15 protein-coding genes are annotated in these 20,025 nt (G+C 46.7%); 1 reads left to right on the top strand and 14 read right to left on the bottom strand.

The window, feature by feature from the left end; all coding sequences use genetic code 11:
• Window positions 1-582: 582 nt before the first annotated feature.
• Entirely contained in the window at window positions 583-3,303 is a 2,721-nt protein-coding gene (gene secA, locus G3R49_RS17610) for a preprotein translocase subunit SecA (protein ID WP_167870540.1), read from the bottom strand.
• Window positions 3,304-3,352: 49 nt separating this feature from the next.
• Window positions 3,353-4,255 (bottom strand): M23 family metallopeptidase, encoded by a 903-nt coding sequence (locus G3R49_RS17605; protein WP_130600383.1) that lies wholly within the window; start codon window positions 4,253-4,255, stop codon window positions 3,353-3,355.
• 27 nt (window positions 4,256-4,282) lie between these two features.
• On the opposite strand from G3R49_RS17605, the gene G3R49_RS17600 reads away from it, so the two are divergent.
• Window positions 4,283-4,738 (top strand): DUF721 domain-containing protein, encoded by a 456-nt coding sequence (locus G3R49_RS17600; RefSeq protein ID WP_130600381.1) that lies wholly within the window; start codon window positions 4,283-4,285, stop codon window positions 4,736-4,738.
• A 1-nt stretch (window position 4,739) separates the two neighbouring features.
• On the opposite strand, the gene lpxC is transcribed toward G3R49_RS17600, so the two are convergent.
• The 12 genes from lpxC to G3R49_RS17540 all read right to left on the bottom strand — a co-directional run bounded on the left by lpxC (window position 4,740) and on the right by G3R49_RS17540 (window position 20,018).
• Complete coding sequence (gene lpxC / locus G3R49_RS17595; protein WP_130600379.1) at window positions 4,740-5,657, bottom strand: UDP-3-O-acyl-N-acetylglucosamine deacetylase; 918 nt, start codon at window positions 5,655-5,657, stop codon at window positions 4,740-4,742.
• A gap of 208 nt (window positions 5,658-5,865) precedes the next feature.
• Window positions 5,866-7,056 carry a cell division protein FtsZ gene (ftsZ, locus tag G3R49_RS17590; protein WP_130600377.1) on the bottom strand — a complete coding sequence of 397 codons (1,191 nt, stop codon included), beginning with the start codon at window positions 7,054-7,056 and terminating at the stop codon, window positions 5,866-5,868.
• 26 nt (window positions 7,057-7,082) lie between these two features.
• Window positions 7,083-8,318, bottom strand: a complete 1,236-nt coding sequence (gene ftsA, locus G3R49_RS17585; RefSeq protein WP_130600375.1) for a cell division protein FtsA — start codon at window positions 8,316-8,318, stop codon at window positions 7,083-7,085.
• 3 nt (window positions 8,319-8,321) lie between these two features.
• Window positions 8,322-9,086, bottom strand: coding sequence for a cell division protein FtsQ/DivIB (locus G3R49_RS17580; protein ID WP_130600373.1), 765 nt, complete (start codon window positions 9,084-9,086; stop codon window positions 8,322-8,324).
• A gap of 112 nt (window positions 9,087-9,198) precedes the next feature.
• Window positions 9,199-10,665 carry a UDP-N-acetylmuramate--L-alanine ligase gene (murC, locus tag G3R49_RS17575; RefSeq protein WP_167870539.1) on the bottom strand — a complete coding sequence of 489 codons (1,467 nt, stop codon included), beginning with the start codon at window positions 10,663-10,665 and terminating at the stop codon, window positions 9,199-9,201.
• Between the two features lies 1 nt (window position 10,666).
• Window positions 10,667-11,773: an undecaprenyldiphospho-muramoylpentapeptide beta-N-acetylglucosaminyltransferase gene (gene murG / locus G3R49_RS17570; RefSeq protein WP_167870538.1), complete on the bottom strand. Its 1,107-nt coding sequence runs from the start codon at window positions 11,771-11,773 to the stop codon at window positions 10,667-10,669.
• Window positions 11,770-12,987 carry a cell division protein FtsW gene (gene ftsW, locus G3R49_RS17565; RefSeq protein WP_130600367.1) on the bottom strand — a complete coding sequence of 406 codons (1,218 nt, stop codon included), beginning with the start codon at window positions 12,985-12,987 and terminating at the stop codon, window positions 11,770-11,772. Before ftsW ends, murG begins: the two co-directional genes overlap by 4 nt.
• Window positions 12,974-14,299: a UDP-N-acetylmuramoyl-L-alanine--D-glutamate ligase gene (gene murD, locus G3R49_RS17560; RefSeq protein WP_167870537.1), complete on the bottom strand. Its 1,326-nt coding sequence runs from the start codon at window positions 14,297-14,299 to the stop codon at window positions 12,974-12,976. The genes ftsW and murD overlap by 14 nt, the downstream gene beginning before the upstream one ends.
• Before the next feature lie 6 nt (window positions 14,300-14,305).
• Window positions 14,306-15,388: a phospho-N-acetylmuramoyl-pentapeptide-transferase gene (mraY, locus tag G3R49_RS17555; RefSeq protein ID WP_167870536.1), complete on the bottom strand. Its 1,083-nt coding sequence runs from the start codon at window positions 15,386-15,388 to the stop codon at window positions 14,306-14,308.
• Complete coding sequence (murF, locus tag G3R49_RS17550; RefSeq protein ID WP_167870535.1) at window positions 15,389-16,771, bottom strand: UDP-N-acetylmuramoyl-tripeptide--D-alanyl-D-alanine ligase; 1,383 nt, start codon at window positions 16,769-16,771, stop codon at window positions 15,389-15,391. It abuts the gene before it with no gap.
• Entirely contained in the window at window positions 16,768-18,285 is a 1,518-nt protein-coding gene (murE, locus tag G3R49_RS17545) for a UDP-N-acetylmuramoyl-L-alanyl-D-glutamate--2,6-diaminopimelate ligase (RefSeq protein ID WP_167870544.1), read from the bottom strand. Before murE ends, murF begins: the two co-directional genes overlap by 4 nt.
• Window positions 18,282-20,018 (bottom strand): penicillin-binding protein 2, encoded by a 1,737-nt coding sequence (locus tag G3R49_RS17540; protein ID WP_130600357.1) that lies wholly within the window; start codon window positions 20,016-20,018, stop codon window positions 18,282-18,284. The genes murE and G3R49_RS17540 overlap by 4 nt, the downstream gene beginning before the upstream one ends.
• Window positions 20,019-20,025 lie beyond the last annotated feature (7 nt).

Below are 20,025 nucleotides of genomic sequence, written 5' to 3'. Positions count from 1 at the left end.
ACTTGTGTCGTATGAACATCAATGAGTTTTAAATTTTGTGACTCACTCGAAAGTGAATCTGTCGAATTTAAAGCTCTGTGAATGTCCACACAGATTACTTGATAAATTGTTAAAGAGCGTTGACCGTTTAAGTGGTCAGGGCTGCGTATTTTACGCATTCCCTTGTGAGCGTCAAGCGTTTTTTTAAACTTTCTTTTCGCTCTTGATTTAAGTGGTCAGTTACCGCTCAAACCAAGCTGTCAGGCTAGCTGCGCTTACTAAGCTTATCGCTTAATGTTTGCTGCTGCGCCGTGTCAGTGGGTGCGCATTATAGGGGGTTTTGATTGGCGCGCAAGCCCTTTTTAAGAAAATTTTCGCTTTTTTATGAATTAATTGAAAAGTGCCTATATACGCACATTTAGCTCACCAGTTACCCCCAAACTTATCCACACCAGTCGAAAATTTATACGTTTTTCGGGCAAATGAATAACTAAGAGAGAGCCTAATGTAGTGCCTAATACATTACCTCGGGATCTTAGGCTTAACTTAGATACAAAAAAGCAGCGCCTGAGCGCTGCTTTTAAATGGTTTATGTCTTGCAGATTAAGATAGCTTGCCGTGGCATTGCTTATACTTCTTACCAGAACCACAAGGACAAGGATCATTACGACCAACTTTCTGTCCATCGCGCACCACAGTGCGTGGACCTTGAGGAACCGTATCTTCACCTTCAGCTAACGCTTGAGCGGCTGCATGTTGGTAGTCACGCTGGATCTTCTCTTGTTCTTCGCGGCGACGCTGCTCCATTTCATCAACATCTGACTGAGCTTGAACTTGTACCTTAGACAGAATACTGATCACGTCATGCTTAAGGCTTTCTAGCATTTGCTGGAATAGTTCAAAAGATTCACGCTTATATTCTTGCTTAGGGTTTTTTTGCGCGTAACCACGTAAGTGGATACCTTGGCGTAGATGATCCATTGCAGATAAGTGCTCTTTCCAAAGACCATCTAACGTTTGCAACATGACAGCTTTTTCGAATTGACGTAGAACCTGCTCGCCAACCATTTCTTCTTTAGCTTTGTAAGAAGTCGTCCAAGCTTCAAGAATACGCTCACGTAAGGTCTCTTCGTGAAGATCGTCTTCTTTCTCTAACCAGTCTTTTACAGGTAGTGCAATGTTAAATTCATTTTGCAGACGTTGCTCTAGACCTTCCACGTCCCATAGCTCTTCAACAGATTGTGGCGGAATGTACTGATCGATGGTGCTAGTAATCACATCTTGCTCAATGTTACGGATAGTATCTTCGATGCTATCTGTGTCCATCAGCTCATTACGCTGTGAGTACACAACTTGGCGTTGATCGTTAGCAACATCGTCGTACTCAAGTAATTGCTTACGAATATCGAAGTTACGTTGCTCTACTTTACGTTGCGCGTTTTCAATTGCACGCGATACCCATGGATGCTCAATCGCTTCACCTTCTTCCATACCTAGCTTTTTCATCATGCCAGATACGCGCTCAGAGGCGAAGATACGCATTAAGCTATCTTCCATCGATAAGTAAAAACGAGATGAACCTGCATCACCTTGACGACCAGCACGACCACGTAGCTGGTTATCGATACGGCGAGATTCATGACGCTCTGTACCAAGAATGTGTAGACCACCTGCAGCAACCACCTCATCATGACGAATTTGCCAATCAGCTTTGATCTTAGCGATTTGCTCGTCAGTTGGTTCTTGAAGTGCTGCCACTTCCATATTCCAGTTACCACCTAACACGATATCGGTACCACGACCTGCCATGTTAGTTGCAATAGTCACTGCACCTAAACGGCCGGCTTGGGCGACGATGTCAGCTTCTTTTTCATGGAACTTGGCATTAAGTACGTTATGAGGGATCTTGGCTTGCTTTAGTAACGTCGCCAGCAATTCTGATTGCTCAATTGACACGGTACCAACAAGTACAGGCTGACCACGCTCACGACAACCTTGGATGTCTTTGATGATGGCTTGATATTTCTCACCTGCAGTTAGGTAAACCAAGTCAGCCATGTCATCCCTAACCATAGGGCGGTTAGTTGGAACAACAACTGTATCTAGACCATAGATGTGCTGGAACTCAAACGCTTCAGTGTCTGCAGTACCTGTCATACCCGCTAACTTCTCGTATTGACGGAAGTAATTCTGGAAGGTAATGGAAGCTAGCGTTTGGTTTTCATTTTGAATGTTGACACCTTCTTTGGCTTCTACGGCCTGGTGTAAACCTTCTGACCAGCGACGACCAGGCATAGTACGACCTGTGTGCTCATCAACAATTACAACGTCACCGTCTTGAATGATGTAATCAACGTCACGCTCGAATAAGGTGTGAGCACGAAGCGCTGCATATACGTGATGCAGTAGTGAGATATTAGAAGCCGAGTATAGCGAGTCATCTTCAGATAGCATCTCACGCTCAACTAACAGTGCTTCAACCTTTTCTTGACCGCGCTCAGTTAAGTGAACCTGTTTTGCTTTTTCATCAACAGTGAAGTCACCTTCGCCAACATAATCTTCAGTGTCTTCTTTATCTTGGCGGATCAGGCTTGGAATTAAGGTGTTGACCTTGATGTAGAGCTCAGAGCTATCTTCTGCAGCACCAGAAATAATAAGCGGAGTACGAGCTTCATCGATAAGAATCGAGTCAACTTCATCGATTAATGCGTAGTGAAGTGGACGCTGCACTCGCTCTTGCGGCGAAAACGCCATGTTGTCGCGCAGATAATCGAAACCAAACTCATTGTTGGTGCCGTAAGTAATGTCTGAGCCGTAAGCTTCTTTTTTCTCAGCTTGGCCAAGACCGGCAACGTTAATACCTACGCTTAAGCCAAGGAACTCAAATAGAGGACGGTTATTTTCAGCATCACGACGCGCTAGGTAATCGTTCACAGTAATAATATGAACGCCTTTACCTGTTAAACCATTTAAATACGCTGGTAAGGTAGCTGTTAGGGTTTTACCTTCACCGGTGCGCATTTCGGCGATACGGTTACTATCGAGTACCATGCCACCAAGTAACTGAACGTCAAAATGACGCATTTCAAATACACGCTTAGATGCTTCACGCACGGTTGCGAAGGCTTCTGCCATAATCGCATCCAATGATTCACCAGCTTCAATACGCTCGCGGAATTCTGCTGTTTTCGCTTTTAGTTGTTCGTCAGAATATTGCTCGTATTCAGCTTCTAGGGCATTGATCTTTTTGACAACCTTGCCAAGGCTTTTCAAGGTACGGTCGTTGCGACTTCCAAATACTTTTGTCAGTAATTTACCTAACATCTTAATCACTTTTCTCTTGCTGGTTTGGCGCTAAGCGCAATAACCGAATTTATAAACTGGCTTTACGATAAACAAATTTACTCGGGTCAATTTGTTGTCCTTTTCGTAATACCTCGTAGTGCACATGCGGGCCTGTTGACCTGCCTGTACTACCCATACTGGCAATAATGTCGCCTTTGGCAACGACATCGCCAACGTTTACTGACAAAGCTTTATTGTGTCCATACCGAGTTCGCAGACCATTGCCATGATCAATTTCGACTAACTCGCCATAACCAAACATACTTCCTGACCAAGTTACCACCCCTGCGGCAGTAGCAACTACATCAGCGCCTTCACTGCCAGCAAAGTCGATGCCTTTGTGCATCGTTCTTCTGCCTGTGAAAGGATCATTACGTAAACCATAGGCAGACGATAACCAACCTTTGGTGATCGGCCGCCCTGAAATGTATCGCTCTTTATCTATATGGAGATTAGAGGAGACGGTTTCAAGTAGAGATAATTGCATACTATTATTATCAATTCTTGAAGCCAAAGAATTCATATCATCGATCAATTGATTAAGTTCAATATTACGACCAATGTCATTCAAACCACCCACACCAGCTTGCTCGGAAAAATCGAACTGGTCAGCCATTAGGTTATTGTCAGCCACTTGCTGACCTAATGCTTCTAGGCGGGTAATTTGTGCTTGCAACTGCGCCACATGAGTGACCAGTAATGCCAGCTGGGATTCTGTTGCAGATTTAAGCTCAACAACTTGCTGCTTATGTTGCTCGCGTAGTTGTTCATTTTCGTCAACTTGAGCTTGTTGCTGGGCGAAGCGGTCTTCGCTGTATTGATATAGGCCGGTACCTGCCACCATTAACATTAGTGGAAGTAAAAACCATCGCTTACCAGGCTGCCAACGGGTGACGCCATTCCGACCTTGAATAAAAACTGTTACACTCATAGCCTATTTTAGCCATTTAATTATCATATGAAAAAGCTCCCTCAAGACCTCAGCAGCATCATTCATCAGGCAGATGAAATTCCAGGGCTAGCTGAGAAAGCAGAACTACTGGCTAACCTAAATCACTATGTAAAACAGGCTGTCAGTGGTCCTGTGGCAGATCAGCTACGTGTGGCTAACCTTCGCCAGGATGTTCTTGTTATTGAAACGTCCTCGGCTGCCTGGGCATCAAGGATCAATTTTCAAAAGCCTAAACTACTACGACAACTTCAGGCTGAAACTCTACCGATGCTAACCGCTATTGAGGTAAAAATAAATCCTCGATTAGCAATTGCTGCAAGACCCACCACCGTTAATCAATCTAAAATCAGCTCACAATCAGCAGAACATATTGAAGCTTTGGCAGATCAGGTTGAAGGAACTCTCGGTGAAAAACTAAAACGGCTGGCTGCATTAGCCAGCCGTAATAGGCAAAATCGTTAACTTAAGCGCCTACGGCGCCTGGTACCATAAAGCTAACTGGTACCTCTGCTTCGGTATCGAAGCTAACAAGCTCCCACGCATCTTGCTGCGCAAGTACAGCTCGAACCAATTGGTTATTTAATGCATGGCCAGTTTTAAATGCGCAGAACTCACCAACAATGGCGTGGCCTGCGACATATAAATCACCAAACGCATCTAGAATTTTGTGCTTAACGAACTCATCGTCATAACGCAGTCCATCAGGGTTAAGGACACGATATTCGTCAAGTACAACTGCATTTTCCATGCTGCCACCTAGTGCTAAGTTGTTGGCACGTAGGTATTCAATGTCGCGCATAAAACCAAAGGTTCTGGCACGGCTAATGTCTTTCACGAATGCAGATGTTGAGAAATCCATTACCATATGCTGCTGGCTACGAGAGATTTCTGGGTGATTGAAATCAATCTTGAAGTCAACTTTAAAGCCTTTAAATGGCTTGAGCTCAGCCCACTTATCGCCGTCTTCAACGCGAATAGGCTTGGTAATTTTCAGGTATTTCTTTGGCGCTGCTTGCTCTTTAATACCCGCACTTTGTAGTAAAAATACAAACGGGCTTGCACTGCCATCCATAATAGGAATTTCAGGCGCATCAACTTCGATAACAGCGTTATCAATGCCAAGGCCCGCGAGTGCAGCAAATAAATGCTCGATAGTTGAAATTCGCACGCCCTCATCATTAACTAGTGCTGTACACATAGTCGTTTCACGCACTAAATGAGCCTTTGCAGGGATGGACACTACAGGGTCAAGGTCGGTACGTTTCAATATGATGCCGGTATTCGCTGGCGCGGGCAAAATGCTCAGAGTCACCTTGTTGCCAGAATGCAATCCGACACCAGTACTCTTTACCATTTTTTGAACAGTTCTTTGAAAAATCATTCAGCTACCCGTTAAATTTCTTAATAAACAATTAGATGCACTTTAATTTGCAATACAGCGTGCAGAGCTGGACACGTATGCTACCACAAGTTAAGCCATTCACAAAAAAATAGCCTTTTATTGTCGTTATTACGTGAGGGCGTTAACAAATCATACCCATACTCCACAACATCTCATTTACGTCACTAAATTAGCCAAGCAGACGTAATTAGTCTGCTTGCTTACGTAAAAATGCAGGAATATCTAAATAGTCATTATCAGTGCGCGAATCTGTCGCTGTTTGTGCTGCAGTGTTACCACCAGCAGTAAAACCACCCGTTGGCGCAGGTGCAACTTCTTCTTTAGCTTCGACAACTGGCGCTGGTGCAGGTTCAATTGCAACAGGCTCTGGACGAGGTGCAACAGCTGGCTTTGGCGTAACGAGTTGGATATCAGGCTTTTTCTCAGCGCCGATACCAGTCGCTACCACAGTTACACGTAGCTCTTCGCTCATTTCAGGGTCGATAACCGCACCCACAACAACAGTTGCGTTATCAGATGCGTAAGCCTTAACGTGGTTGCCCACAGTTTCAAGCTCTTCAATGCTAATATCCATACCTGCAGTGATGTTCACCAATACGCCGCGCGCACCAGCTAGATCAATATCTTCAAGTAGCGGACTTGCCACAGCAGCTTCAGCCGCTTCTTCAGCGCGATCGTCACCGGTTGCAACACCGGTACCCATCATGGCATTACCCATTTCTGACATCACAGTTTTAACGTCTGCAAAGTCGACGTTGATAAGACCTGGGCGAGTAATAAGCTCGGCAATACCTTGCACTGCGCCAAGTAACACATTGTTAGCTGCAGCAAATGCATCTAGCAACGACGTACCACGGCCAAGTACTTTAAGTAGCTTTTCGTTTGGAATGGTAATAAGCGAGTCAACATGCTTAGCTAACTGGTCAATACCCTGGTCAGCAAACGTCATACGCTTCTTGCCTTCAAACGGGAATGGCTTAGTCACAACCGCAACCGTTAAAATGCCTTCTTCTTTAGCAATCTCTGCGACAACTGGCGCAGCACCTGTACCTGTACCACCGCCCATACCAGCCGCGATAAATACCATGTCTGAGCCTTTAATGGCCGAGCGAATGTTTTCTTTGTCTTCTTCAGCAGCTTGACGACCCACCTCTGGGTTTGCACCCGCGCCAAGCCCTTTAGTCACATCACGACCAAGCTGAATGGTTGAGCCTGCGCTTGATTTACGCAATGCCTGTGCGTCTGTATTGGTAACGATAAACTCAACACCTTCGATGCTGTGTTTCACCATATGCTCAACAGCGTTACCGCCGCCGCCACCGACGCCGATGACCTTAATCACCGCTTCGTCTGAATGAGTGTCCATGATCTCAAACATTGTCTGATCTCCGTATATATGCGTTATTAAAATTCACCCTTGAACCAGCTTTTTGCCCTGCTGAAAAAGCTGGTAACCCCTTGACGGTCTGGTCTTTCAAACTGACGCTCGATAACCTTGCCCGCCCCGTAGCGCAGCAAACCAATACCTGTGGCATAAATTGGCTGCTCTACATATTCATATAACCCTTTAATGGGTAATGGTGATGCCACACGAACAGGCATACCAAAGGTTGCTTCAGCAATATCAACCGCACCATCAATCGATGATGTACCGCCGGTTAATACTATCCCTGCTGCAACTTGTTCTTCTAACCCGTGTTCTCTAAGTTGTTTTAGAATTAACTCGAACAACTCCTGATAACGTGGTTCAACCACCTCAGCTAGCGTATGACGCGACATGCTGCGCGACGGACGACCACCCACTGAAGGTACTTCAATGCTTTCTTCTCTGCTGACGCGATTACTGCGCGCACTCGCAAACTGCACTTTAATCTGTTCAGCATTTGGCTGTGGCGTTCTAAAAATCTTGGCTATATCACTGGTAACCTGATTACCAGCAACTGGGATCACCGCGCAATGACGCAGTGCACCACCGGTATAAACCACCACATCTGTGGTGCCACCACCAATATCAACCAAACACACACCTAGGTCTTTTTCATCACTAGTCAGTACCGCATCTGCCGACGCAATACCTGAGAACACTAAGCCATCTACGGTTAAGCCGCAGCGCTCTACGCTCTTGGTGATGTTCTTTGCCATGTCATTGGCACAAGTAACGATATGGGCTTTAGCCTCCATACGCATGCCAGACATTCCAATAGGACTCTTAATACCATCTTGCACGTCAATCGAATATTCCTGAGGTAACACATGCAGAATTCGACGCTCCGTTGGGATCTTCACCGACTGCGCTGTGTGGATAACGTTGTCCACGTCTTCCTGTGTTACTTCTTCGTCGTTAATCGACACCATGCCATTTTCATTCTGACAGGCAATATGCTTACCTGAGATACTCAAATAAACCGACGCCACCTGACAATCAGCCATTAGCTCGGCTTGATCTAATGCGCGTTGGACACTTTTTACGATTGAGTCGAGGTCGTTGACCCCGCCCTTGTCCATACCACGAGACGGATGGTTGCCAAGGCCGATAACACTAATTTCGCCGTCAGGCAGCACTTCACCTATGATCACCGCGACCTTAGATGTGCCTATGTCTAACCCCACAATCAGGTTTTTTTCCAGATTCTTGGTCATTTATTATCGACTCTCTTTATTGGTTTTCTGCCAAGCTACCGCAAACCCGGTATCATATCTCAAGTCTATCTTTTCTATCGTTTTATCAGCCTGTTTCAGCGTTGGATACACATTAATAAAACGCTGAATACGCGACATTTTGTCTTCGCGCCCAAGCTCAATCTTGATGCCATTCTCAAGCTCTGCAAACCAAGCATGACGTGGGCTTAAATGCAAACTGGCTAACTTAAAACCATTTATACTTAATAACTCGTTTAGTTGCTGATAAGCAGTTAACACTTCTTTAGCTGAATCCTCTGGCCCTTGTAGCAAAGGTAAGCGCTCAACTTCTGGGTGTGCTAATGCGTCAAATACCTCGCCATTAACATTCACCCAAGACTCGCCATTCCAGTGTGCTGCAGCTTGTTGCTCTTGCAGCGTCACCTTAAACTTTGCAGGCCATTCACGTCTTACAGACGCATGATATACCCAAGGCAAACCTTCTAACGCTCGCTGCACGTCCATTACATCAGCACTAAAAAAGCTATCTTCAAGCATTGATTGCAGCGCCAGCTGAATTTCTTCATCTGTGGTGAACTTACGCTCACCTTTAACTGCAACCGCTTCAATTGGCAGTGCGTCTGCATCATTCAAGAGTTCATGCAATGAATAAGCAGCCCAAGCTACACCAAATAACACACTGAATAAAAACAATAATCCGAAACACAGGTACCAATTCACCTGTTTTAATGTTTGGGTAAATTGACGCTTTTTCTTGTTTCGCGACAACTTAAAGCCTCTCCATGTTACGAATCTAATTTCCGGTGAGGAAATCGGCCATTATATCGGCCATTTTCTCACTATTAAAGTGACATTTAGCGGATTATTAATCGTCTAAATATCAATCAGTTCCATTAGTTTTATTTGCTAAATCAAAACCTAAGCATGTTGTTGCTAGTTCTTTCGATAAAGCGCCAATATTACCTGCACCCTGAGTGATCAATAGATCTCCTTCTTGCAGCACATCCGGCAGTACGCTAGCAAGCTGTTCAGGGCTTGACACAAACACAGGATCTAACTGGCCACGTGCACGGATAGAGCGGCATAACGCGCGGCCATCTGCACCAGGAATAGCGGTTTCACCAGCCGCGTATACATCGAGCAAAACCAAGCAGTCAACTTGCGATAGCACTTCTACAAAGTCTTCATACAAATCGCGGGTGCGACTATAGCGATGCGGCTGATATGCCATTACCAAACGTTTATCTGGCCAACCTGCACGCGCAGCTTTAATGGTTGCTGCAACCTCAGTTGGATGATGACCATAATCATCGACCAACATGACATTACCGTTATCTGTGGCAAACTCACCTAAGTGCTGAAAGCGGCGGCCAATGCCTTCAAAACTTGCCAGTGCACTAACAATGGCTTGGTCGTCAATTTCATCTTCAGTCGCTACCGCAATTGTCGCTAGCGCATTAAGCACATTGTGCGCTCCTGGTAAGTTCAAGCTAATAGCCAAATCGGCCTTGCCTTTACGCTTAACGGTGAAGCTTGATTGATGACCGTTTTGCTTAAAGTCGATAGCTTGTACATCGGCGTCATCACTAAAACCGTAAGTTACGATTTGACGCCCAACACGCGGCATGATCTCGCGGATCACCTCGTCGTCAATACACATCACAGCAACGCCGTAAAACGGCAGGTTTTGCAAGAAGTCGACAAAGGTGGTTTTCAAGACCTCAAAGTCGCCACCATAAGTGTCCATGTGGTCAGCTTCGATATTGGTGATCACGCTAACCATTGGCTGCAGATGCAAAAAGCTGGCATCACTCTCATCTGCTTCGGCAATCAAATAGCGACTAGTGCCTAAGCGAGCATTGGTACCCGCACTGTTAAGCAAACCGCCAATAACAAACGTTGGGTCTTTCTCTGCTTGCCCATAAACACTGGCAATCAAGCTAGTTGTGGTGGTTTTACCATGAGTGCCTGCAACCGCGACACCGTGCCGATAGCGCATTAACTCCGCCAGCATTTCTGCGCGGCGCACAATAGGTATGCGCTGTTCTTTGGCAGCAATAATTTCAGGGTTTTGTTCATCAATCGCGGTAGATACTACCACTACGTCAACATCATTTACGCTTTGGGCATGGTGACCAATGATCACGCTCGCCCCAAAATGAGCAAGGCGGTCTGTTACAGTGTTTTGCGCAATGTCAGAGCCACTGACTTGATAACCTTCGTTCAATAACACCTCGGCAATACCGCCCATGCCAGCACCGCCGATGCCAACAAAGTGAATGCGCTTGATCCGTCTCATTTCAGGGATCATGGTGCGTAATTGTGCGTACTTCTCTGCTTTAGTCATTTCAACCCTTGCTCGCAAGCATGCTGCATACGTCTGCTACTCTTTGAGTTGCATCAACGACGGCAACTTGTCGCGCTTTTTGCCCCATCTGGGCTAATTCATTTCTATCTGCTGCAAGCTGAGTGAGTTTTTCAGCCAGGCTGTCTGCACTCAGCTCGCCCTGCGGCATTAAAAAGCTGGCGCCAGCATCCAATAACACCGCAGCATTTTTAGTTTGATGATCGTCCACTGCATGTGGATATGGCACTAAGATGCTTGGCAGCCCTACAGCGGCAAGCTCAGATACCGTCAGTGCACCTGATCGGCAAACCACCACGTCAGCCCAACGGTAAGCCGCTTCCATATCATCAATAAACTCAGCGGCATTAACCGCAGCTAACTGTCCTAGTTGTTGATAACGCTCTTTCACGCTATCAAGGTTATTTTTGCCAACCTGATGCCACACGGTCACCGTGTGATTAACACTTAGCTTTGCAATGGCATCGGGCATGGTATCGTTAAGTACTTTCGCCCCTAAACTGCCACCTACCACGAGCACTTTTAGCTCTTCATCAGCGCTAATTTGCTTTTGCTCGCCTAAGTTCACTAACTCTTGGCGAATTGGGTTGCCAACCACTTCAACATTGCTTAGCGAGGCATCAAATGTCTGCGGAAATGCGCACAGAACTTTACGCGCAATTTTTGACAGCAACTTGTTGGTTAAGCCTGGTATCGCGTTCTGCTCATGTAGCACTACAGGTATGCCAGACAATTTTGCGGCTACACCACCAGGTCCACTAGCAAAGCCGCCCATGCCTAACACTACATCTGGCTTAAACTCGTTAATCACCGCTTTTGCTTGCATGATTGAGCGGATAATTTTTACGGGTGCGGCTAGCTTTCGTAGCAAGCCATTACCGCGAACACCTTTAATATCAATAAAGTCGATATCAAAACCGTATTGAGGCACTAGCCTCGCTTCCATTCTGTCCTTGGTACCTAACCAGCGTACCTGCCAACCTTTGTCGGCTAGGTGCTTAGCAACCGCTAACGCCGGGAACACATGACCGCCGGTTCCACCAGCCATCACTAACAACTTTGGGGCATTGGTTGTTGCCACTGAACTCATGGTTTAATTCTCCCCTGAACAGCCTGAATTAAACTCAAACGTCTTTCGTGATCAATTCGTACTAATAACATCACGGCAGCAGTCATTACCCACAAACTACTGCCTCCATAACTCACAAACGGCAGGGTTAATCCTTTAGTTGGCAACATGCCAATGCTGGCACCAACGTTAACCACCGTCTGAAAACAAATCCACACACCTACGCCATAGGCAATGTAACCATCGAATGGTCGCTGGGCATTAAGACACAAATTGCCTAACCGAATGGCGCGGATCGCGACAAAAAATATCAGACTCAACACGGCAATAATGCCGACAAATCCCAACTCTTCACCAATTACCGCGAAGATAAAGTCGGTATGCGCCTCAGGCAAATAGGCAAGCTTCTGAATGCTGTTACCTAAGCCTTGGCCGAACCAGTCACCACGGCCATAGGCCATCAATGACTGAGTTAGCTGATAACCGCTGCCAAATGGGTCTTCCCAAGGGTCCATAAACGAGGTCACTCGTCGAACCCTGTATGGCTCCAGCAATACCAGCAACACAAAACTGGCGATACCTACTAACATCAACACAAAAAAGTGCGACAGTTTACCACCAGCTAAAAACATTAAACTCACGGTGCAGACAAACAACACCACAACCGTGCCGAGATCCGGCTGCGCCAGAATCAAAATCGCAAATAAGGCGTAAACACCAATGGGTTTCAAAAAGCCTTTTTTGTTGTCCATCAACTCACCATAACGGCGAACCAAATAACCTGCGATGTAAACAATAAATACGAACTTAGCAATTTCAGCGACCTGAATGCGTATCGGGCCAATGGTTAACCAACGCCTAGCACCATTTACCGTGGTACCCACCACCAGCACTGCGATAAGCATTAGCAGTACCACTAGCATCATGGTGCCACTGTGACGCTCCCAGGTTTTAACCGGTACACTAAGCACCGCCCCTGCAATCACCACACATCCCGCTAAATAGAAGATGTGACGGTAAATAAAGTGAAATGGATTGTCGGTTAACTTCACGGCCTCAGGCATCGACGCCGACATCACCATCACAAAGCCAAATCCCATTAGTGCGATGATCGCAACTAAAAAGCTGCGGTCATACAGCTGCATCCCGGCAGATTTATCTTCTCCTAATAACGAAGGCCAGGACCACTTAAAGCCCTGTTTGAACAAGCTCAGCTGTTGCTCAGACTTCGCCATCGCCAATATGCTCCACGCATTGAGAAAAATCCTGACCTCTGGCCATAAAATTGCTATACATATCTAAGCTGGCACACGCTGGCGATAGAATGACAATGTCACCAGACATGGCTTCTTCTGCAGCATGCTCCACCGCCTGAGCCATGGTTTCAACTTGCACTGTGCCTTGCTTAAGTTTGGCAATTTTATCGCCGTCTTTACCTAGCGTGATAAGCTGTGACACTTGATCTAGTGCAGGTTGCAGCGGCGTAAAGTCAGCGCCCTTTCCGTCACCACCTGCGATCAGGTAGATATCACCTAGATGAGAATCAAAGCCTTCAATGGCGGCAACTGTCGCACCGACATTGGTCGCTTTTGAATCATTGATGTAATACACGCCGTTTTTCTCAGCCACCAACTCACAGCGATGCGGTAAGCCTTTAAAGCGTTTAGCCACGGCGATCATGGCATCTCTGTCTACGCCACAAGCTTCCACTAACGCCATCGACGCCATCACATTCATATGATTGTGAGTACCAATCAAGCCTATTTCGTCCAGCGGCATAATTTCGCTGGTACAGTGGTAAATTTTGCCATCAATCACGCCCCACTCGTCTTCTTCCGGCGCTTGTAAACCAAAACTGTTTTGGTTCATCGGCTCATCGGGCTTGGTTAGCTCATCGTCGCGATTAAACAGGATATAACGGGATTGAGGATACAAACGTAACTTGGCATCGCGATAAGCATTAATATCACTGTAACGATCCATGTGATCTTCACTGATATTCAAGCAAACCGCTGAGGTGCAACATAAAGAGTGTGTGGTCTCAAGCTGAAAGCTTGATAACTCCAGCACATAACAATCTGCACCTTGGTTGAGTAGGTCAAGCGCTGGCGTGCCAATATTGCCGCCCATTACCGCTTTCTTGCCACCTTCAACTAGCATATCTCGCACCAGGGTTGTCACGGTAGACTTACCATTTGAGCCAGTTATGCCAATTACGCAGCCACCGTTTTTTGCCACATCGCGGGCAAATAACTCGATGTCACCAATGACTTCAATGCCCATATCGAGCACGGCTCTCACTTCTGGCGTATCAAGGGCAATACCTGGGCTAACAATCACCTGGCTAGCTTGCACTAAATGACGGCAGTCAAAACCGCCAGTTAACAGCTCAACATCAGCAAACTCTGTCGCTAACTGCTCAGCTCCCGGAGGATTGCGTCTTGAGTCCATCACCAGCGGTTTGATACCTTGCGACACAAGGTAGCGCACCACGGAAAGTCCCGTCGCGCCTAGGCCTAATACAATGTGTGAATAACCACCCTGCATGCTTAGTTACCTTAGTTTTAAAGTCGCTAGTCCTAGCAATACTAGGAACAATGAAATAATCCAAAAACGCACAATCACTCGCGGCTCTGGCCAGCCTTTTAATTCATAATGGTGATGAATTGGTGCCATACGGAAAATACGCTGCCCGCGCAGCTTGTATGAACCGACCTGCAAAATCACCGACACAGTTTCCATGACGAATACGCCGCCCATGATCACCAGTAGGATCTCTTGACGCACTAAAATCGCGATAGCACCTAACGCAGCACCTAGCGCAAGTGAGCCTACATCACCCATAAACATTTGCGCTGGGTATGTGTTAAACCATAAAAAGCCCAGACCTGCACCAACCATAGCGGTACATACAATCACTAGCTCACTGGCTAACGGCAAGTGCGGAATATTCAAATATTGCGCGAACTCAACGTGACCCGATAGGTAAGCAATCAGCGCAAATGCACCCGCTACCATCACAGTTGGCATAATGGCCAAGCCGTCTAAGCCGTCGGTTAAGTTAACCGCGTTACTGGCACCAACAATGGTGAAGTACGCCAACACGATGAACATAAAACCAAGCTGCGGCATCACTTCTTTAAAGAAAGGCACCACGAGTTGAGTTTCACCTGGCGTTTGTGCGGTAATATACAAAACCACAGCGACCACCAATGCAGCGATTGATTGCAATGCGTATTTCCAGCGAGCGATAAGCCCTTTAGGGTCTTTACGCACTACCTTACGGTAATCGTCGAAAAATCCGATGCCACCAAAGCTTGCTAATACAAACAGCATCACTTGCACATAGCGGTTAGTCAGGTCGCTCCACAACAGCACGCCAATAAAAATACCCGCTAAGATAAGTAAACCACCCATGGTTGGTGTGCCGCGCTTACTAAAATGAGACTCTGGGCCGTCATTACGCACAACTTGACCAATCTGCATGACTTGCAAACGTTCGATCAGTTTTGGTCCCCACCACAAACTGAACATCAGCGCCGTTAATAGCCCTAAAATGGCCCTAAACGACACATAAGAAAATACATTAAACCCGCTATAAAACTGGGTTAAATATTCAGCCAGATACACCAGCATTTACACTAACTCCCCGCGCCCAAAGGCGTTTTGTAACTCTATGATCACGCGCTCCATTGCTGCGCTGCGCGAACCTTTAACTAAAACGGTCACCTGGCCTTGGCTACGATTCAATGTCGCAACCAAACTAGGTACTAAATCTGCTACTTGCTCAAAGTGCTCTGCGCCAAACTCCTCGCTGGTATTACGCGTGAGTTTGCCAGCACAAAACAGCCCATCTAACTGCGCCTGCTTGGCATATTTGCCTAGCTCAGCATGCAAAGGGGCAGCATTGTCGCCTAATTCGCCTAAATCTCCCAGCACTAAAGCGCGATATCCATCACGTTGTTGCAACCAGTCAATCGCCGCCTGCACCGAACTTGGGTTGGCGTTATAGCTGTCATCCACCAGTAAAAAGCGCCCTAAAGCGTGTGGCTGCATGCGCCCTTTAACCGGTTTTAATTGATTAAGCCCAGAAACCACCACGTCAATTTGCACGCCTAAGGCAAAGCAAATCGATGCTGCCGCTAAGGCATTACTCACCTGATGCTCGCCAGGTAAAGGTAAATTGATCTGCAAAGATTGACCTTGATAACCAAGCAGGAACTGATAACAACCTTGATTGTCAGCCACAATTTTTGAGGCTGTGACATCAGCTTTGTCAGCTTGTGATTTAGAAAACCATAACTGCTTAAACGCTTTTGCTTTGTCAGAAAGGAATGACGCATAGGCATCATCAGCATTGATGATGGCTGTGCCATCTGAGGTCAAATGATTGAATATTTCAGACTTGGCCTGCGCGATACCTTGCTGAGAGCCAAAGCCTTCAAGGTGAGCATGACCAATATTGTTGACTAAGGCCACTTCTGGCGACACTAAAGATGAAGTGTAATTAATTTCGCCTTGATGGTTCGCGCCTAGCTCGAACACGCCATATTCATGCTGGTGTTGCAATCTTAATAGGGTTAGCGGCACGCCAATGTCGTTATTAAAATTGCCTGCAGTAAACAAAACTTCATGTTGCTGCGACAAGATAGCAGCAACCATTTCTTTAACCGTGGTTTTACCGTTCGAACCAGTCAACGCAACTCGTCTTGGGTTGACTTGCTGACACACAAACTCACCAATCAGCCCCAAAGCTTGATGGGTATCGGCGACAATTAACTGTGAAACCGTGGCAGGAACGTCATCGAGCTTACGAGACACGATTAGTGACTGCGCACCATTATCGATAGCCGTTTGCGCAAACTGATGACCATCGAAGCGCTCACCAATCAGCGCTAAAAAAGCGCCTTGCTCACCAATATTGCGGCTATCGGTACTTAGCGATAGGACTTGTTTATCGTCACCAACTAGCTTTGCATCTAATACTTGGGCTAGTGTGCTTAACATTAGTGGGATCATAATGTTCCCCCAACTAATTCAGCAGCCAGTGCGCGCTCATCATAATGATGTTTCTCGCCCGCAACTTCCTGGTAGGTTTCATGTCCTTTGCCCGCAAGCAACACAATGTCACCAGGTTTAGCATGAGCAACCACACGCTTAATGGCTGTTACTCTGTCAACCTCACAAATCGCTAATGCGGGATGGCTCAAGCCTTGTTTGGCATCGTCGATAATCTGTTGTGGGTCTTCACTGCGGGCATTGTCTGATGTAATGACAACTCTATCTGCGCCTTGCTCAGCTGCGCGCGCCATTAATGGACGCTTGCCCTTGTCACGGTCACCGCCGCAACCAAATACACACCAAAGCTGACCATCACAATGTAACCGCAGCGCAGCTAGTGCCTGCTCTAGTGCATCTGGCGTGTGGGCATAATCAACGACAATGGTTGCTGTCTCTTCATTGCTAAAGGTTTCCATGCGTCCAGCAACCGGTTTTACATTAGCGATTGCAGCGATCAGAGTCGCCATTTCAATGCCCTGCTGGTGTAGTGCGGCAATGGCCGCGAGTACATTTGCTAAGTTGAAAGCGCCGAGCAGAGCGGTGTTTAACTTAATAGTCGCGCGGCGATTATCAGCAACACGGTAATGCAAGCGCGCGCTAACACCTTGATTGTGGTAATGAATTGCATCACAAAAATAATCGGCATTAGGGTTAATCAGGCTATATGACTGATAACCGCGGTCGCTCAATTCATTGAGCCACTTTTTACCTAGGTCATCATCAGCATTGATTACCCCATGGCGCACATGGGGGAAGCTAAATAAACGCTTCTTGGCCGCACCATAAGACTGCATATCACCATGAAAATCTAAATGATCGCGACTTAAATTAGTAAACACCGCTGTTGAAAATGGCACGGCCTCGACACGCCCTTGTGATAAGCCATGGCTTGACACTTCCATTGCGCAGGTACTGCAACCTAGGCTTGAAAATTCAGCTAATTGACGCATGACGGTAATGGCATCAGCAGTGGTATTGCCACTTTCAACCAACTCTCCTAGTGGGCCATTACCCAAGGTGCCCATTACCGCAGCTTTTTGGCCCGTGGCCTCAATAAGCTGGGCAATAATCTGACTCACTGAAGTTTTGCCATTAGTGCCGGTAATGCCAATCACATTAATCGACTGCGTTGATACTTGATAAAACTGCGCGGCAATGGCTGACAATTGGCGGTTCAGCTGAAAGAAACTAATCACAGGAATTTGCTGCGCTTTTTGTTCAAACTGACTATATTCAACCTGACTATTTTCAACCTGACTGTGCTCATCAGGCTGGTCGGTATGGGTTAATACTGCGCTTGCACCTGAGTTAATTGCTTGTTCGATGAAGTTTCGGCCATCCACCTGATAGCCAGGTAAAGCCACGAATAGCTTACCTTGTGATGCTTGACGGCTATCAAGTACTAGCTCGTCGATGCTTTCAGCCCCGGCATAATGAAACCAGGGCGCGAGTAAATCTTTTAACAACATTATTCTGCGCTCCTTGGCGCAGCAGCCAAATGAATGGCTTCTCTTTTGGTAATGGGCTCTACATTCAACATTTGCAGCGCCCCAGACATGATTTTTGCAAAGGCAGGTCCAGCAACGTCACCGCCATAGTAGCGATCGCCTTTTGGCTCATTAATCACAATCGACATGGCTAGGCGCGGATTATGTACAGGTGCAACACCGGCAAAAATAGCGACATAATCATCACCATAACCACCAGCAACCGCTTTACGGCTAGTACCGGTTTTACCAGCAATCGGGTAGCCATCAATGTGCGCTTTACGTGCTGTACCACCGGCCTCTGTTACACCCACTAGCATCTTCATCACCTGCTGCGCCACTTCTGGTGAAATCACCTGCTGACCTTCTGGCTGATGCTTGAGTTTTAAAATTGATACCGGATAAAGCATGCCGCCACTACCTAAGGTGGCATACATACGGGCAATTTGTAGCGGCGTAGCGGTAAAGCCATAACCAAAAGAAAGTGTTGCACGCTCAAACTCAGACCAACGACGACGGTCATGAATTAAGCCCGCACTTTCACCGGTTAAGTTAATGCCTGAGTAATTACCTAATCCCATAGATTGGTAGGTACCGAGTAGCTGCTGCACCGGCATCGACAAGGCAATCTTACTGATCCCGACGTTACTCGACTTAACCAGAATCTTCGCTAACGACATGTCGCCGTTATTGTTTGAATCACGTACCTGACGACCACCAATGCGCATCCAACCTGGCGCTGTAGGGATTAACTCATCAACTTCAATGGTGCCAGCTTCAAGTGCAGCGGCGACTACAAATGGTTTCACGGTTGAGCCAGGTTCAAAGGTATCGGTCAGTGCACGGTTACGCATGCGATGCGACTGCAGGTTTTGCCTCGCATTTGGGTTGTACGACGGCGTGTTTACCATTGCCAGTACTTCACCTGTATGCACGTCAAGCACCACGACAGAACCAGATGTTGCCTGATACATCTCAGTGGCTTTTTTCAGCTCACGATAAGCAAGCTGCTGAATACGCTGGTCGATACTTAACACAAGATCATTAGAGCTTTCGCCCTCTTGCACCACATCAAGATGCTCTACCACGCGACCGTCACGCGACTTACGAACCTTTTGCTTTGATGGAGTGCCCGTTAGCCAGGTGTTGTAGGTGTTTTCAATGCCCTCAATACCGACATCATCAATGTTGGTGATACCAATCAGCTGAGCCGAGATCTCACCACCTGGATAATAACGGCGCGACTCATTCTTAAGGTAAATACCGCCAATTTTGAGCTCTTTAATGTAATCAGCAACAGCTGATGTCACCTGACGCTTAAGGTAAACAAAGCGGCGCTTTGGATTACTCTTAACTTTGGCAACTAGCTCATCAACAGGCTCTTGCAATACATCTGCTAATGCCTGCCAGCGGCGCATATCCTTAAACGCATCTTTGTCGTGAGCATGTTTCGGGTCGGCCCATACGGCGCGAACCGGTACACTCACCGCCATCATTTCGCCATTGCGATCTGAAATCAGCCCGCGTTGCACCTGATTACTGGTAGTTCGCAAGGTGCGCATATCACTTTCATGGCGTAAGCGATCTGGCTCAATAAGTTGAATATAAGCAGCACGAGCAATCAAGCTTATAAACAGCGCAAACACTACCCCAACCACAACGTATAAACGCCATGGAATTAAGGTCGGGTTTTGTTTCCGTTTTGCCTGTCTCGCCATTGTCCTT

Origin of the sequence: Shewanella sp. WXL01 (assembly GCF_012263345.1) — a bacterium.
Lineage (GTDB): Bacteria > Pseudomonadota > Gammaproteobacteria > Enterobacterales > Shewanellaceae > Shewanella > Shewanella maritima.
Note: the sequence above shows the minus strand (reverse complement) of the source record. Positions and strands in the feature narration are given on the sequence as shown.

Bases quoted from the DNA above. Each gene is read 5' to 3' on its own strand.
- G3R49_RS17605 (WP_130600383.1), bottom strand. From the start codon at position 4,255: ATGAGTGTAACAGTTTTTATTCAAGGTCGGAATGGCGTCACCCGTTGG.
- murD (WP_167870537.1), bottom strand. From the start codon at position 14,299: ATGCAGGGTGGTTATTCACACATTGTATTAGGCCTAGGCGCGACGGGA.
- ftsA (WP_130600375.1), bottom strand. From the start codon at position 8,318: ATGACCAAGAATCTGGAAAAAAACCTGATTGTGGGGTTAGACATAGGC.
- mraY (WP_167870536.1), bottom strand. From the start codon at position 15,388: ATGCTGGTGTATCTGGCTGAATATTTAACCCAGTTTTATAGCGGGTTT.
- lpxC (WP_130600379.1), bottom strand. From the start codon at position 5,657: ATGATTTTTCAAAGAACTGTTCAAAAAATGGTAAAGAGTACTGGTGTC.
- murG (WP_167870538.1), bottom strand. From the start codon at position 11,773: ATGAGTTCAGTGGCAACAACCAATGCCCCAAAGTTGTTAGTGATGGCT.
- G3R49_RS17540 (WP_130600357.1), bottom strand. From the start codon at position 20,018: ATGGCGAGACAGGCAAAACGGAAACAAAACCCGACCTTAATTCCATGG.
- murC (WP_167870539.1), bottom strand. From the start codon at position 10,665: ATGACTAAAGCAGAGAAGTACGCACAATTACGCACCATGATCCCTGAA.
- ftsW (WP_130600367.1), bottom strand. From the start codon at position 12,987: ATGGCGAAGTCTGAGCAACAGCTGAGCTTGTTCAAACAGGGCTTTAAG.
- G3R49_RS17600 (WP_130600381.1), top strand. From the start codon at position 4,283: ATGAAAAAGCTCCCTCAAGACCTCAGCAGCATCATTCATCAGGCAGAT.
- secA (WP_167870540.1), bottom strand. From the start codon at position 3,303: ATGTTAGGTAAATTACTGACAAAAGTATTTGGAAGTCGCAACGACCGT.
- ftsZ (WP_130600377.1), bottom strand. From the start codon at position 7,056: ATGTTTGAGATCATGGACACTCATTCAGACGAAGCGGTGATTAAGGTC.
- murF (WP_167870535.1), bottom strand. From the start codon at position 16,771: ATGATCCCACTAATGTTAAGCACACTAGCCCAAGTATTAGATGCAAAG.